The organism is Mycobacterium sp. (genome assembly GCF_039583805.1).
Classification (GTDB): Bacteria; Actinomycetota; Actinomycetes; order Mycobacteriales; family Mycobacteriaceae; genus Mycobacterium.
Window position 1 is genome coordinate 17,329 of record NZ_JAVKSH010000030.1, and the last position, 12,629, is coordinate 29,957.

General features: G+C 70.7%; 14 protein-coding genes, 1 tRNA gene and 1 pseudogene. 10 read left to right on the forward strand and 6 right to left on the reverse strand.

Features of this window, described 5'->3' with window-relative positions; all coding sequences use genetic code 11:
• The 4 genes from ABDW21_RS05940 to ABDW21_RS05955 all read left to right on the forward strand — a co-directional run.
• Positions 1–543 (forward strand): cell division protein SepF (locus ABDW21_RS05940; RefSeq protein WP_343710187.1); only part of this gene is annotated, 543 nt, incomplete at its 5' end.
• A gap of 103 nt (positions 544–646) precedes the next feature.
• A complete protein-coding gene (locus ABDW21_RS05945) occupies positions 647–937 on the forward strand; it encodes a YggT family protein (RefSeq protein ID WP_343600361.1) in 291 nt (96 codons plus the stop codon).
• Between the two features lie 274 nt (positions 938–1,211).
• Positions 1,212–1,979 (forward strand): DivIVA domain-containing protein, encoded by a 768-nt coding sequence (locus tag ABDW21_RS05950; protein WP_343600360.1) that lies wholly within the window; start codon positions 1,212–1,214, stop codon positions 1,977–1,979.
• Between the two features lie 78 nt (positions 1,980–2,057).
• A complete protein-coding gene (locus ABDW21_RS05955) occupies positions 2,058–2,459 on the forward strand; it encodes a hypothetical protein (RefSeq protein ID WP_343600359.1) in 402 nt (133 codons plus the stop codon).
• A gap of 11 nt (positions 2,460–2,470) precedes the next feature.
• On the opposite strand, the pseudogene ABDW21_RS05960 reads toward ABDW21_RS05955, so the two are convergent.
• A pseudogene (locus tag ABDW21_RS05960) lies at positions 2,471–3,145 on the reverse strand (phosphoribosyltransferase); the annotation flags it as partial.
• 189 nt (positions 3,146–3,334) lie between these two features.
• Entirely contained in the window at positions 3,335–3,793 is a 459-nt protein-coding gene (locus tag ABDW21_RS05965; protein ID WP_343600358.1) for an SRPBCC family protein, read from the reverse strand.
• A gap of 104 nt (positions 3,794–3,897) precedes the next feature.
• On the opposite strand from ABDW21_RS05965, the gene ABDW21_RS05970 reads away from it, so the two are divergent.
• Both ABDW21_RS05970 and ABDW21_RS05975 read left to right on the forward strand, forming a co-directional pair.
• Positions 3,898–5,760, forward strand: a complete 1,863-nt coding sequence (locus tag ABDW21_RS05970; RefSeq protein ID WP_343600357.1) for a fatty acyl-AMP ligase — start codon at positions 3,898–3,900, stop codon at positions 5,758–5,760.
• Between the two features lie 455 nt (positions 5,761–6,215).
• Positions 6,216–6,410, forward strand: coding sequence for a hypothetical protein (locus tag ABDW21_RS05975; RefSeq protein WP_343600356.1), 195 nt, complete (start codon positions 6,216–6,218; stop codon positions 6,408–6,410).
• An 86-nt stretch (positions 6,411–6,496) separates the two neighbouring features.
• Here the strand turns inward: ABDW21_RS05975 and ABDW21_RS05980 are convergent.
• A tRNA-Leu gene (locus ABDW21_RS05980) sits at positions 6,497–6,582 on the reverse strand.
• A 122-nt stretch (positions 6,583–6,704) separates the two neighbouring features.
• Here ABDW21_RS05980 and ABDW21_RS05985 point away from each other — a divergent pair.
• A complete protein-coding gene (locus ABDW21_RS05985; RefSeq protein ID WP_343600355.1) occupies positions 6,705–8,063 on the forward strand; it encodes a M20/M25/M40 family metallo-hydrolase in 1,359 nt (452 codons plus the stop codon).
• A 22-nt stretch (positions 8,064–8,085) separates the two neighbouring features.
• Entirely contained in the window at positions 8,086–8,616 is a 531-nt protein-coding gene (locus ABDW21_RS05990; RefSeq protein ID WP_343600354.1) for a YbhB/YbcL family Raf kinase inhibitor-like protein, read from the forward strand.
• Here ABDW21_RS05990 and ABDW21_RS05995 read toward each other — a convergent pair.
• From ABDW21_RS05995 to ABDW21_RS06005, 3 genes are read right to left on the reverse strand one after another with little or no spacing between them, the layout of a single operon-like run.
• On the reverse strand, positions 8,601–9,665 hold the full coding sequence (locus tag ABDW21_RS05995; RefSeq protein ID WP_343600373.1) for a quinone-dependent dihydroorotate dehydrogenase: 1,065 nt from the start codon (positions 9,663–9,665) through the stop codon (positions 8,601–8,603). The two genes, ABDW21_RS05990 and ABDW21_RS05995, sit on opposite strands and share 16 nt — an antisense overlap.
• A gap of 23 nt (positions 9,666–9,688) precedes the next feature.
• On the reverse strand, positions 9,689–9,946 hold the full coding sequence (locus ABDW21_RS06000) for a DUF5703 family protein (protein WP_343600353.1): 258 nt from the start codon (positions 9,944–9,946) through the stop codon (positions 9,689–9,691).
• Positions 9,943–10,920 carry a hypothetical protein gene (locus ABDW21_RS06005; protein ID WP_343600372.1) on the reverse strand — a complete coding sequence of 326 codons (978 nt, stop codon included), beginning with the start codon at positions 10,918–10,920 and terminating at the stop codon, positions 9,943–9,945. Before ABDW21_RS06005 ends, ABDW21_RS06000 begins: the two co-directional genes overlap by 4 nt.
• A gap of 201 nt (positions 10,921–11,121) precedes the next feature.
• Between ABDW21_RS06005 and ABDW21_RS06010 the strand changes: the two genes are divergently transcribed.
• Positions 11,122–11,952 carry an undecaprenyl-diphosphate phosphatase gene (locus ABDW21_RS06010; RefSeq protein WP_343600371.1) on the forward strand — a complete coding sequence of 277 codons (831 nt, stop codon included), beginning with the start codon at positions 11,122–11,124 and terminating at the stop codon, positions 11,950–11,952.
• A gap of 7 nt (positions 11,953–11,959) precedes the next feature.
• Positions 11,960–12,629: histidine phosphatase family protein (locus tag ABDW21_RS06015; protein WP_343600352.1), on the forward strand; the 670-nt coding region annotated here is incomplete at its 3' end.

Sequence of the window (12,629 nt, forward strand, 5' to 3'; positions counted from 1 at the left end):
GGTCGTCTCGAGGGTCGTCTCGAGGGCCGCTACGAGGATCACTTCGAAGGACGCGACTACGACGATCCGCGCGGCGCGTCGACCGATTACCCGCCCGGCAGCTACCGCAGCGGGTACCCCGACGAGCCCCGGTTCCGGCAGCGCGAATTCGACCGCACCGACTTGGCCCGGCCGCGGTTCGGCTCGTTCTTACGCGGCTCCACCCGCGGCGCGCTGGCGATGGATCCGCGCCGGATGGCGATGCTGTTCGACGAGGGACATCCGCTGTCGAAGATCACCACGCTGCGGCCCAAGGACTACAGCGAGGCCCGCACCATCGGTGAGCGGTTCCGCGACGGCACCCCGGTGATCATGGACCTGGTGTCGATGGACAACGCCGACGCCAAGCGGCTGGTCGACTTCGCCGCGGGTTTGGCGTTTGCGCTGCGCGGCTCTTTCGACAAAGTCGCGACCAAGGTGTTCTTGCTGTCACCCGCCGATGTCGACGTGTCGCCGGAGGAGCGCCGGCGAATCGCCGAAACCGGTTTCTACGCATACCAGTAGCGCCCGCAACGCCGACGGGCGGTCGCACTCGGTAAGCTGACGGTGCATCCGGCCGCCGGTTCGGGGTGGCCGTGAAATCCACAGCAGTGAGGTCGGGTTCCAGTTGGCGCTGTTCTTCTACATCCTCGGTTACGCGCTGTTCGTCTTCTGGCTGCTGCTGATCGCCCGGGTGGTCGTCGAGTTCATCCGCTCGTTCAGCCGTGACTGGCGGCCGCGCGGTGCCACGGTGGTGATCCTGGAGCTCATCATGTCGGTCACCGATCCGCCGGTGAAGTTCATGCGCCGGCTGATACCGCAGCTCACGATGGGTGCGGTGCGTCTGGACCTGTCCATCATGGTGCTGTTGCTGGTGGCATTCGTCGGCTGGACGATGGCTCTGGGCGCCGCCGCCTGAGCCATCGAACGGCGCGGCCGGCGCCTTTCCCGAGCGGTTTGTCCGCGCCGCATTTGGTGAGTTTTCCGGAAGCCATGCCAAGCCACTCGCAGCTAATTGTGGGCCGCTGAATTTTTAGATTCGCTCTTATTTATTCGACGAATCTGCAACCGCAGGGTCTGGTGTGACAGGATGGGCCGCAGTTGCACCACCGATACCACCCGGCTACCACGTCGTTCACACCGATCTACACTTTGCAGGTCGGTTTGACCGTCCAGACTCGAGGGGGCAAACAATGCCGCTTACACCCGCCGACGTCCACAACGTCGCGTTCAGTAAGCCGCCGATCGGAAAGCGCGGCTACAACGAGGACGAGGTCGACGCTTTCCTCGACCTGGTGGAAACCGAGCTGACCCGACTCATCGAGGAGAACGCCGACCTGCGCCAGCGGGTCAACGAGCTCGACCAGGAGCTGGCAGGGGCCGGCGGCGGCTCGGCCGAACCCACGGCGGCGATCCCGCTCTACGAGCCCGAACCGGCGTCGCAGCCGGCCACCGCCGAAATCAACGAGGAACAGGCCCTCCGGGCGGCCAAGGTGCTCACCCTGGCGCAGGACACCGCCGACCGGCTGACCAGCACGGCCAAAGCCCAATCCAACAAGGTACTGGCCGACGCCCGGGCGAACGCCGAGCAAATACTCACCGACGCGCGGCGGGAAGCCGAGACGACGGTCACCGAAGCCCGCCAGCGCGCCGACGCGATGCTCGCCGACGCCCAATCCCGGTCCGAGACCCAGCTGCGCGAAGCGCAGCAGAAGGCCGACGCGTTGCAGGCCGACGCCGAGCGCAAGCACTCCGAGATCATGGGCACCATCAACCAGCAGCGCACCGTGCTCGAAGGCCGGCTCGAACAGCTGCGCACCTTCGAACGCGAGTACCGCACCCGGCTCAAGACCTACCTGGAGTCGCAGCTCGAAGAGCTCGGCCAGCGGGTATCGGCGGCGCCGGTCGACACCAGCGCCGATGCCGACGGGTTCAACCAGTTCGACCCCGGCAAGAACTAACCGGGCCGCCATCGCCGGCCGCGAAGCCGGCGCCGATGACGTGTTGGCAGTCTTGCTTGCCTGGCTGGAGGGTCACCGATGCTGATTATCGCCCTGGTGTTGGCGGTCATAGGCTTGGCCGCGCTGGTGTTCGCCGTCGTCACCAGCAGCGAGTTGGTGGCCTGGGTGTGCATCGGCGCCAGCGTGCTGGGAGTGCTGCTGCTGATCGTCGATGCGCTGCAGGACCGCCAGCGTCGTGTCGCCGGCGCGGCGACCGGCGAGTCCGCGGCACCGGAGCAGGCCCGGTCGACCCCGGGCGACGACGAGCCGGGCAGCTCGGCAGCCGGCGGGACGGGTCAGGACGTTGACCCCGACAGCCCCCCGGACGCCCCGGCAGAGGACGACGGCGACGCCGACAGCCCCCCGGACGCCCCGGCAGAGGACGACGGCGACGCCGACGCGCCGACCCCGGAGGCCGACCGCGACGGCACCGCCCGCTGAGCCGACGCGGCTCAGCCCGTCGACGTCGGCGCGGCCAGCAACTCGCGGACCTCGTCGTCGCTGACTTGGTGGAAGTCGGCGAATACCTGGCCCACCGCCGCGAAGTCCGGGGGCATCGTCGCGCAGACCACCTCGTCAGCCTCCCGCGCCAGCTGCCGGCACACTGACCGCGGCCCGACCGGAACCGCGACGATCAGCGACGCCGGGCCCGCGGCCCGGACCGCCCGCACCGCGGCGAGCATGCTGGCGCCGGTCGCGATGCCGTCGTCGACCAGGATCACGGTTCTGCCGCGCGGGTCGGCGACCGGCCGCCCGCCGCGGTAGGCCTGTTCCCGGCGGTTGAGCTCCGCGGTCTCGCGCTCGATCACCGCGCGCACCTGCTCGTCGCCGATGCCCAGGCTGGACAGCACGCTGTCGTTGAGGATCACGCGCCCGCCGCTGGCCAACGCGCCCATGGCCAACTCGGACCACCGCGGCACCCCGAGCTTGCGGACAAGAAACACGTCCAGCTGGGCACCCAGCGCGGCGGCGACCTCCCAGGCGACCGGAATGCCACCGCGGGCCAGCCCGAGCACCAGTAGCCCGTCGGTGCCGCGATACGTGCCCAGCGCCTCGGCCAGTACACGACCGGCTTCCCGGCGGTCACGGAAGGTGCGCCGGGAGGTGCGTCGCCCGAAGTCGCCCGATCGCTTCATGCGCGGTGCTTGCCGCTGGTTGACATGGTGACTCACCCAGCCTACGACCGGTCGCCCGTTGTGGTGTCCGGGCACCGTCAACCGCGTCGCCGAGCTTGACGACCTTCGGACAGACGGTACAACCGTCCGGCCGGGCGCGTGCGAAAACGCTTGACGGACAAGCCAGCCCGCTCGGAGACGCTAGCGCGCCGCGTCTCGCTCTGCCGCCTTGACCAGCCGACCGGCAAAAAAAGCGACGGCGCCGCCCAGCGCGGCGCGCAACGCCGGGCCCGTCCCCGGGATCCGCTCGGTGAAGGAGCCGGTCCAGTGGATGTCGGTTCCGCCCGCCGGGTTCGGCGTGAGCACCACCTCGGCGAAGTAGTCGTTGACCGGGCTCGCGCCGACCATTGCGTAGGCGTGGCGCCGATCCTGCTCGTAGGCGACGGTTTCCTCTCGGACCAGCACAGGCCACATCCCCAGCTTGCGGATCGCCCCGATACCACCCGGTGCGGGATCACCCTGGCGCGCCCAGCTGGACTGAACGACGATCGGCTTGGCCCACGTCGACCAGTTGCCACCGTCCGTCACGAGCCGGAACAGTGTCGCCGCCGGCGCGCTGCTGGTGCGGTTGACCTCGAACGAAAACTTGCGGTCCGACATGGCCGTACCCTATCGCCGGGTGTGCGCGCCCACGCCCGTGGCCTCGTTTCCGGCGGTGCCGCGCGGCAGACGAACGACGCGCAGCCGGTGCCTAGACTGCGCGTATGGGTCGCGGTCCCGAGCAGAACACGGCAGGCGTCTCCGGCCTGCTGCGAATCGAGGACTGCCTGGACGCCCGGGGCGAGGTCGCGTTGCCGCCGGGCACCACGCTGATGTCGCTCATCGACCGGAACGTCGCGAATGTCGGTGACGCCGCGGCGTTTCGCTACCTCGACCACAGCCGGGTCACCGACGGGCAGGCCGTCGAGGTGACCTGGACCCAGTTCGACACGCGATTGCAGGCGATCGGTGCGCGCGTGCAACAGGTCGCCGAGCGCGGTGAACGGGTCGCGGTCCTCGCGCCGCAGGGCATCGACTACGTGGCCGGTTTCTACGCGACGATCAAAGCGGGGACCATCGCGGTGCCGTTGTTCGCGCCCGAGCTGCCGGGACACGCCGAACGTCTCGATACGGCGCTTCGGGATTGCGAACCGACTGTCGTCCTCACGACGGCAGCGGCCAGGGACGCGGTGGAGAAGTTCCTGGCCAACCTTTCAGCCGGGACACGGCCGCGGGTGCTCGTCATCGACGAGATCCCCGACTCGGCGGGCGAGGATTTCGCGCCGACGGAGCTCGGCATGGACGACGTGTCCCACCTGCAGTACACCTCGGGTGCGACGCGCCCCCCGGTCGGCGTGCAGATCACCCACCGGGCGGTCGGCATCAACCTGGTGCAGATGATCCTGTCGATCGACCTGCTGGACCGCAACACCCACGGCGTCAGCTGGTTGCCGCTCTACCACGACATGGGCCTGTCGATGATCGGGTTCCCCGCGGTGTACGGCGGGCATTCCACCCTGATGTCGCCCGCGGCGTTCGTTCGTCGGCCGCTGCGGTGGATCCGGGCCCTGTCCGACGGGTCGCGGCAGGGCCGCGTGGTCACCGCCGCGCCGAACTTCGCCTACGAATGGACCGCGCAGCGCGGCCGGCCCGCACCCGGCGACGACGTCGACCTCGGCAACGTGGTGATGATCATCGGTTCCGAACCGGTGAGCATCGACGCGATCAGAACGTTCACCGAGGCGTTCGCCCCCTACGGGCTGCCGCGCACCGCGTTCAAACCGTCCTACGGCATCGCCGAAGCGACCCTGTTCGTCGCGAACATCGCCCCCGCCGAGGAGCCGTCGGTGGTGTACCTCGACCGCGAACAGTTGGGCGCCGGTCGCGCGGTGCGCGTCGGGGCCGATGCGCCCACCGCGGTGGCACACGTGTCGTGCGGCAAGGTGGCGCGCAGCGAATGGGCGATCATCGTCGATCCCGGCACCGAGACCGAGCTGCCCGACGGCCGGGTCGGCGAGATCTGGTTGCAGGGCGACAACGTCGGTCGGGGCTATTGGGGGCTGCCGGACGAGACGCGGCTGGCGTTCGGCGCCACGCTGCAGGCTCGGCTCGAGCGGGGCAGCCACGCGGACGGCTCGGCTGGCGGCCGCCCCTGGCTGCGGACCGGGGATCTGGGCCTCTACCTCGACGGCGCGCTCTACGTGACGGGCCGCATGGCGGACCTGGTGAGCGTCGACGGCCGCAACCACTACCCGCAAGACGTCGAGGCCACGGTGGCGGACGCCTCGCCGATGGTGCGCCGCGGCTATGTCACCGCGTTCGCCGTGCCGGCGGTCGGACCGCCGGGCTCGGACGGCTCCGATCATCAGCGCCTGGTGATCGTCGCTGAACGCGCGGCGGGCACCAGCCGCGACGATCCGCGGCCGGCGACCGAGGCGATCCGCGCCGCGGTGCTCCAGCGGCACGGCGTGACCGTGTCCGACGTGCGTTTCCTGCCGGCCGGCGGCATCCCGCGCACCACCAGCGGCAAACTGGCCCGCCGGGCCTGCCGCGCCCAGTACCTGGGCGGGACCCCGGGCGAGCGTTAGGGGCGTGGGCCGGTAACGCGTCGCCGGGGTGTCCGAGGGGGGACTTGGCCACCTACGACACGAGTTGAGGGTTTCCAGCTGAGCCGTTGATCCTGACGAGTCAGGTTCAGCGATCAGTGGCCGAGCGCTCCGCTGAGTAGCTCGGCGGCGAGGTGGATGTCATCGAGACGTACGTCGGCGCCTTCGGGGATTGCGTTGATCAGTGATAGCGATCGGTCGGCGCGTGCGTTGAGGCAGAACTCCACGTGTTACGCGATGTCCTGAGCGAGCTGGGACTCAGCCAGTGAAAGCTGCTCTCGCACTGTGGGTCCCGATTGTTGATCCAAAGTGAGGCGGACGATGTCAAGCAAGTCCGTGCCTTCCTTGGCTTTGCCGCGATCGAAGGTCGCAAGGCACCGCAGTAGCCTCGGACGTCTTCGGGTTACCCCCGAACTGGCCGCGCGGATAGATGAACTGTGGCTGAAGCAACGTGTACCGGCGGGGTTTTCTGGGCGGCGGACAACCCCAGCGTGCGCGTGGCCGGTGAACTCATCATCGAGGTCGGGAAGGGCGCGCTGGCGAACCTGACCAACAACCTGCGCCCAGAGCCGCGGGTCACACTTTTCAACGATCCTGACGGCAGAATCAGCGGCTTCGCCGTGGCCCGGTAGTCACGATCACATCGCATCAGTAAATCCGAAATATTATCTCCAATGCAGTTCAGCACGGATTTTCTATCTGTTTAGCTAACTTTTTGTGTCCGAGGGGGGACTTGAACCCCCACGCCCATTAGTAGGGCACTAGCACCTCAAGCTAGCGCGTCTGCCATTCCGCCACTCGGACCGTGCCAACCAATTGGCAGCTTAGGCTAACGGACTGGTCTGCGAGCACCCAAACTCCCGCCGGCGCCGCACGGGGGAGCACCTGGCAGGAAACCCGGGGAACCCGGGGGGAAGTGGTAGGAAATGGTAGGAAAGGTGACTGTGACGGTGCCGAGCGACGATCCCGCGGACGACGTGGTCGCGGTCGTCAGCAGGCTGATCCGGTTCGACACCACCAACACCGGCGAACCCGAGACCACCAAAGGCGAGGCCGAGTGCGCCCGCTGGGTCGCCGAGCAGCTCGAGGACGTGGGCTACCGCGTCGAATACCTGGAATCTGGCGCGCCCGGGCGCGCCAACGTGTTCGCCAGGCTGGCCGGCTCTGGAGCTCACGACAGCTCGCGCGGCGCCCTGCTGATCCACGGTCACCTCGACGTGGTGCCGGCCGAGGCGGCCGACTGGAGCGTGCACCCGTTCTCCGGCGCGGTCGAGGACGGCTATGTCTGGGGCCGCGGCGCGGTCGACATGAAGGACATGGTCGGCATGATGATCGTGGTCGCCCGCCAGTTCCGGCGGGCGGGCGTGGTGCCGCCGCGCGACCTGGTGTTCGCCTTCGTCGCCGACGAGGAGAGCGGCGGGCAGTACGGGGCGCACTGGCTGGTCGACAACCGGCCGGAGCTGTTCGACGGCGTCACCGAGGCGGTCGGTGAGGTCGGCGGGTTCTCGCTGACGGTGCCGTGTCGCGACGGCGGTGAGCGGCGGCTGTACCTGATCGAGACCGCCGAAAAGGGCCTGCAGTGGATGCGGTTGACGGCGCGCGGCCGGGCCGGCCACGGCTCGATGGTGCACGACCACAACGCCGTCACCACGTTGGCGGAGGCGGTCGCGCGGCTGGGCCGCCACCAGTTCCCGCTGGTGGTGACCGACACCGTGGCGCAGTTCCTGGCGGCGGTCGGCGACGAAACCGGGCACCGGTTCGACGGCGACGACCTGGAGGGGGCCGTCGAGAAGCTCGGGCCGATCGCCCGGATCCTGAAGGCCACGCTGCGCGACACCGCCACCCCGACGATGCTCAAAGCCGGCTACAAGTCCAACGTCGTTCCCGCCGTCGCGCAGGCCGTGGTGGACTGCCGCGTGCTGCCCGGCCGGCAGGCGGCGTTCGAGGCGGAGGTCGACGGACTGATCGGCCCCGACGTGACCCGGGAGTGGATCGCCGACCTGCCGCCTTATGAGACGAGCTTCGACGGCGACCTGGTCGACGTCATGAACGCCGCGCTGCTGGCCGTCGACCCCGGCGCACGCACGGTGCCGTACATGCTCTCCGGCGGCACGGATGCAAAAGCGTTCGCGCGCTTAGGTATTCGCTGTTTCGGCTTCACCCCGCTGCGGCTTCCGCCGGAGCTGGACTTCGCCGCCTTGTTCCACGGCGTGGACGAGCGGGTTCCGGTCGACGCGCTGCGCTTCGGCACCGACGTGTTGACGCACTTCTTGACGCACTGCTAGCCCGACGAAAGGGGAACCGATCATGCTCACCTTGCCCGACCCGTACACCAGGCTGCCCAAGCTGCCGTCGTTTCGGCTGGAGTCGAGCTCGATCACCGACGGGCAGCCGCTGGGCACCGCCCAGATCAGCGGGATCATGGGCGCCGGCGGCCGGGACGTCAGCCCGGACCTGCGCTGGTCGGGATTCCCCGGCGACGCCCGCAGCTTCTGCGTCACCGTCTACGACCCCGATGCGCCGACGTTGTCGGGGTTCTGGCACTGGGCGGTGGCCAACCTGCCCGCGACGGTCACCGAGTTGCCCGAGGGCGTCGGCGACGGCCGTGAGCTGCCCGGGGGTGCGCTGACCCTGGTCAACGACGCCGGCATGCGCCGCTACGTCGGCGCCGCACCGCCGCCGGGCCACGGCCTGCACCGCTACTACGTCACCGTGCACGCGGTGGCGGTGGACAGGCTCGACCTCGCCGAGAACGCCAGCCCGGCGTTCCTGGGCTTCCAGCTGTTCCAGCACGCGATCGCGCGAGCCGTCATCTACGGCACCTACGAGCAGCGCTGAGGCGGGGCCGCCGACCCGACGGCCTCGCTCAGTGACGTGAACCCGCCGTCGTGCAGCCGGGCGGCTATCCCGTCGTGGATGTGCTTGGCCCACAGGCCGCCGCCGTAGACGAAACCGGTGTAGCCCTGCAGCAGCGACGCCCCCGAGGTGATGCGGTCCCATGCGTCGTCGACGGTCTCGATGCCGCCGACGCCGACGAGCACCGCCCGGTCGCCGACCCGCCGGTAGAGCCGGCGCAGCACCTCCGCGGCCCGGCGCGCCACCGGCGGCCCGGAGATGCCGCCGGCGGGAAGGTGGTCGGCGCCGGGGGTGCGCAGGCCCTCGCGCGACACCGTGGTGTTGGTGGCGACGATGCCGGCCAGGCCCACCTCGACCGCGAGGTCGGCGATGCCGTCGATGTCGGAGTCGGCCAGGTCGGGGGAGATCTTGACCAGCACCGGTGTCGACGTCTCAGCGAGCACGGCCGACAGGATGGGCCGCAGCGACTCGACCGCCTGCAAGTCGCGCAGTCCGGGCGTGTTCGGCGAGCTGACGTTGACCACCAGGTACGACGCCACCGGGCCGAGCAGCCGGGCGCAGGTCCGGTAGTCGTCGGCGGCGCGATCCGGCGGAGTGGCCCTGGTCTTGCCGATGTTGACCCCGATCGGCACGTCGGGGCGGTGACGGGCGAGCCGGGCCGCCAGCATGCCGGCGCCGTCGTTGTTGAACCCCATCCGGTTGAGCAGGCCGCGGTCCGCGGGCAACCGGAACAGCCGCGGGGGCGGGTTGCCGGGTTGCGGCTCGGCGGTGACGGTCCCGACCTCGGCGTAGCCGAAGCCCAGCGCACCCCAGGTCCGCAGGCCGGCACCGTCCTTGTCGAAGCCGGCGGCCAGTCCGAGCGGCCCCGCGAAACGCACCCCGAACACCGTGCCGGCCAGCACCGGGTCGGTGGGCGCCAGCAGCCGCCGCAACGACCGTCGCGCCGGCGCCGCGGCGGTGACGCCGCGCAGCGCGGCGAACCCCAGCCCGTGACTGCGCTCCGGCGGCGCCAGGAACAGCAGCCGGCGCAGGGCGCCGTAGCCGAGAGCGCCCCTCACAGTTGCGGCTGGTCGGGCCCGCTGGCATCGGGGAGCCGAGATTTCGTGCGGCGCAACAACACTCGCCTGCTGCCGTCGTTGTAGAGCCGTACCCGGGTCAGTTCCCAGCCGCGGTACTCGGCTTCGATGGACAACCGGATGGACGCGCTGACCCGGGTCACCTCCGGCGGGAGCCGCAACGGCGCCCACTCGTAGTCGTCGGACATCTCCGCGGTCCAGCCCGCCGGCCAGCGGCCGGACCGCGCCGCGGTCAACGCCCGCCCGCCGCGTGGTCGATGACCTGCAGGCCGTCGCCGGAGCCCGACACCACGTAGAGCGTGCCTGACGCATCGTCGAAGGCCAGCGAGTCGGGTTGCCGCACGGTCGGGTAACGCACCCTTTCAACGGGTATGCCGGTGGACAGATCGTAACCGATCACCATGTTCGCGGCGGTCTGCGAGACCCACGTCAGCCGGCGCGACCCGGCCAGCCCGTAGGGATCCTGGCGCACCGGGTAGGCCTGCCGCAGGATCAGCGGATCGACGCCGAACACCAACAGCTGCCCGCCCCGGGTGTCGGCGACCAGCACCCGGCCAGCCGGATCGGCGGCCATGGTGGTGGCGCCGCGGCCGGCGCGTAACGCCTGCCCGACGCGGCCGTCGGCGCCGATCGTGGTGACCGACGTCTGCCCCCGATCCAACACGACCACGGTATTCCCTTGCGCGGCAAGGCTGTCCACCCGCGTGACGACTTTTGTCCGCGTAGTCGTCGACGGCCCGGAGCCGAGCAGGTACACCACGCCGTCGGCGTTGCCCAGCGCGACCGTGCCGTCGACCCGCCGGGCGATCGCGGTGAAAGTCGTGTCGCCCGCGTCGGCCACCCCCACCCGGGTGACGTGGCCGGCGGACAGGTCGACCACCAGGTAGCCGCCCCGGATGGACAGGTAGGCGTTGCCGGCGCCGTCGCCGGTCACCGCGGTTGCCGGGCCGGGCAGATCGACGATGATCGGCGAGGTCGCGCCGGCGCCCAGCACGACCAGGCGGGCGGGCGCCGCGGGGTGCGCACCGGGAGTCAGCACCGCCAGCCGGCGGGTGCGCTCGTCGAACATCGCCGCCTGCGGGTGCCCGGCCAGCGGCCGCACCGACCCCGCCGGACGCTGCGACACCGGCGGCGACACCGCCGGCGTCGCGGGCTGGATCGTCGGCGGGGCGAATTGCACTGCCGACGGCGAGCACCCGGTCACCAGCATCAGCGCGCACAGCCAGCCGGCGGCGCGTCGGTGCACGGCGTGGTCAGGGCGTCGCGCCACCGGGCGGCTCTCACATACGTCAGGGACGGGGGGTTTGCAGCCCGATTCTATAAGGCACGCCCGGCGCATCCCGGTGACCCGCGGCGTGCCTGGCCGGCCCCGGCGCACGGTACGGTCGTCGTCGTGACGGCGGCCGCGGCGATGTCCTGGTGGCAGGTCGTTGTGTTGGCCGTCGTGCAGGGCCTGACCGAGTTCCTGCCGGTGTCCTCGTCGGGACACCTGGCGGTGTTGTCGCGGGTGTTCTTCGACGCCGACGCCGGCGCGTCGTTCACGGCGGTCGCCCAGTTGGGCACCGAGCTGGCCGTGCTGATCTACTTCGCCCCCGACATCGCGCGCATCGTCAGGGCCTGGTTGAACGGCCTCGTCGTGACCGCCCACCGGAACGCCGACTACCGGCTGGGCTGGTACGTCGTCGTCGGCTCCATCCCGATCGGGGTGCTGGGGCTGGTGTTCGCCGACGACATCCGCACCGGGGTGCGCAACCTGTGGGTGGTGGCGACGGCGTTGGTGGTGTTCTCGGCTGTGATCGCGCTCGCGGAGTACGTCGGCCGCCGGCAGCGCCGCCTCGACCAGCTGACCTGGCGCGACGCCGTCGTCGTCGGTGTCGCCCAGACCCTGGCGCTGGTCCCGGGGGTGTCCCGGTCCGGGGCCACGATCAGCGCCGGGCTGTTTCTCGGGCTCGAACGCGAGGTGGCCGCCCGGTTCGGGTTCCTGCTGGCCATTCCGGCGGTGTTCGCGTCCGGGTTGTTCTCCCTGCCCGACGCCTTCCATCCGGTGCGGGAGGGAATGAGCGCGACGGGACCGCAGCTGGTGGCGGCCACCGCGATCGCGTTCGCCGTGGGCCTGGCGACGGTGTCGTGGTTGTTGCGCTTCCTGGTGCGGCACAGCATGTACTGGTTCGCCGGCTACCGGATGCTCGCCGGGACCGCCGTGCTGTCGCTGCTGGCGGCCGGGGTGGTGACGGCGAGGTGAGCACGACATGACCGTCATCCTGGTGCGGCACGGCCGCTCCACCTCCAACACCGCGCACGTGCTGGCCGGCCGCTCCGAGGGGGTGGACCTCGACGACAAGGGGCGCCGGCAGGCCGCCGAGCTGGTCGACCGGCTCGGGGAGCTGCCCGTCCGGGCGATCGTGCACTCGCCGCTGCTGCGGTGCCGGCGCACCGTCGAACCGCTGGCCGAGGCGTTGGGCCTGCCAACCGAGATCGACGAGCGGCTCGCCGAAGTCGACTACGGGCAGTGGACGGGCCGCGCGATGGCCGACCTGGCCGGCGAGCCGCTGTGGGCGGTGGTCCAGGCGCATCCCAGCGCGGCGGTGTTCCCCGGCGGCGAGGGTCTGGCGCAGGTGCAGGCGCGGGCGGTGACCGCGGTGCGCGAGCACGACCGGCGGCTGGCCGAGGAGCACGGCGGTGACGCGCTGTGGGTGGCCTGCACCCACGGCGACGTCATCAAGTCCGTCGTCGCCGACGCGCTGGGCCTGCACCTGGACGGGTTCCAGCGGGTCGTCGCCGACCCGGCGTCGATCAGCGTGATCCGCTACACCCAACTGCGCCCGTTCGTGCTGCACAGCAACCACACCGGCGCCCGGCTGACGTCCGCGCTGACCGCCCCGCCGGCCCCGGACGCCGCGGCGCCGCCGGGTGACGCGG

What these genes read in the sequence shown, in the direction of transcription:
- ABDW21_RS05950 (WP_343600360.1), top strand. Translation starts at nt 1,212, where the DNA reads ATGCCGCTTACACCCGCCGACGTCCACAACGTCGCGTTCAGTAAGCCG.
- ABDW21_RS05955 (WP_343600359.1), top strand. Translation starts at nt 2,058, where the DNA reads ATGCTGATTATCGCCCTGGTGTTGGCGGTCATAGGCTTGGCCGCGCTG.
- ABDW21_RS05965 (WP_343600358.1), bottom strand. Translation starts at nt 3,793, where the DNA reads ATGTCGGACCGCAAGTTTTCGTTCGAGGTCAACCGCACCAGCAGCGCG.
- ABDW21_RS05970 (WP_343600357.1), top strand. Translation starts at nt 3,898, where the DNA reads ATGGGTCGCGGTCCCGAGCAGAACACGGCAGGCGTCTCCGGCCTGCTG.
- ABDW21_RS05985 (WP_343600355.1), top strand. Translation starts at nt 6,705, where the DNA reads ATGGTAGGAAAGGTGACTGTGACGGTGCCGAGCGACGATCCCGCGGAC.
- ABDW21_RS05990 (WP_343600354.1), top strand. Translation starts at nt 8,086, where the DNA reads ATGCTCACCTTGCCCGACCCGTACACCAGGCTGCCCAAGCTGCCGTCG.
- ABDW21_RS06005 (WP_343600372.1), bottom strand. Translation starts at nt 10,920, where the DNA reads ATGCTGGTGACCGGGTGCTCGCCGTCGGCAGTGCAATTCGCCCCGCCG.
- ABDW21_RS06010 (WP_343600371.1), top strand. Translation starts at nt 11,122, where the DNA reads ATGTCCTGGTGGCAGGTCGTTGTGTTGGCCGTCGTGCAGGGCCTGACC.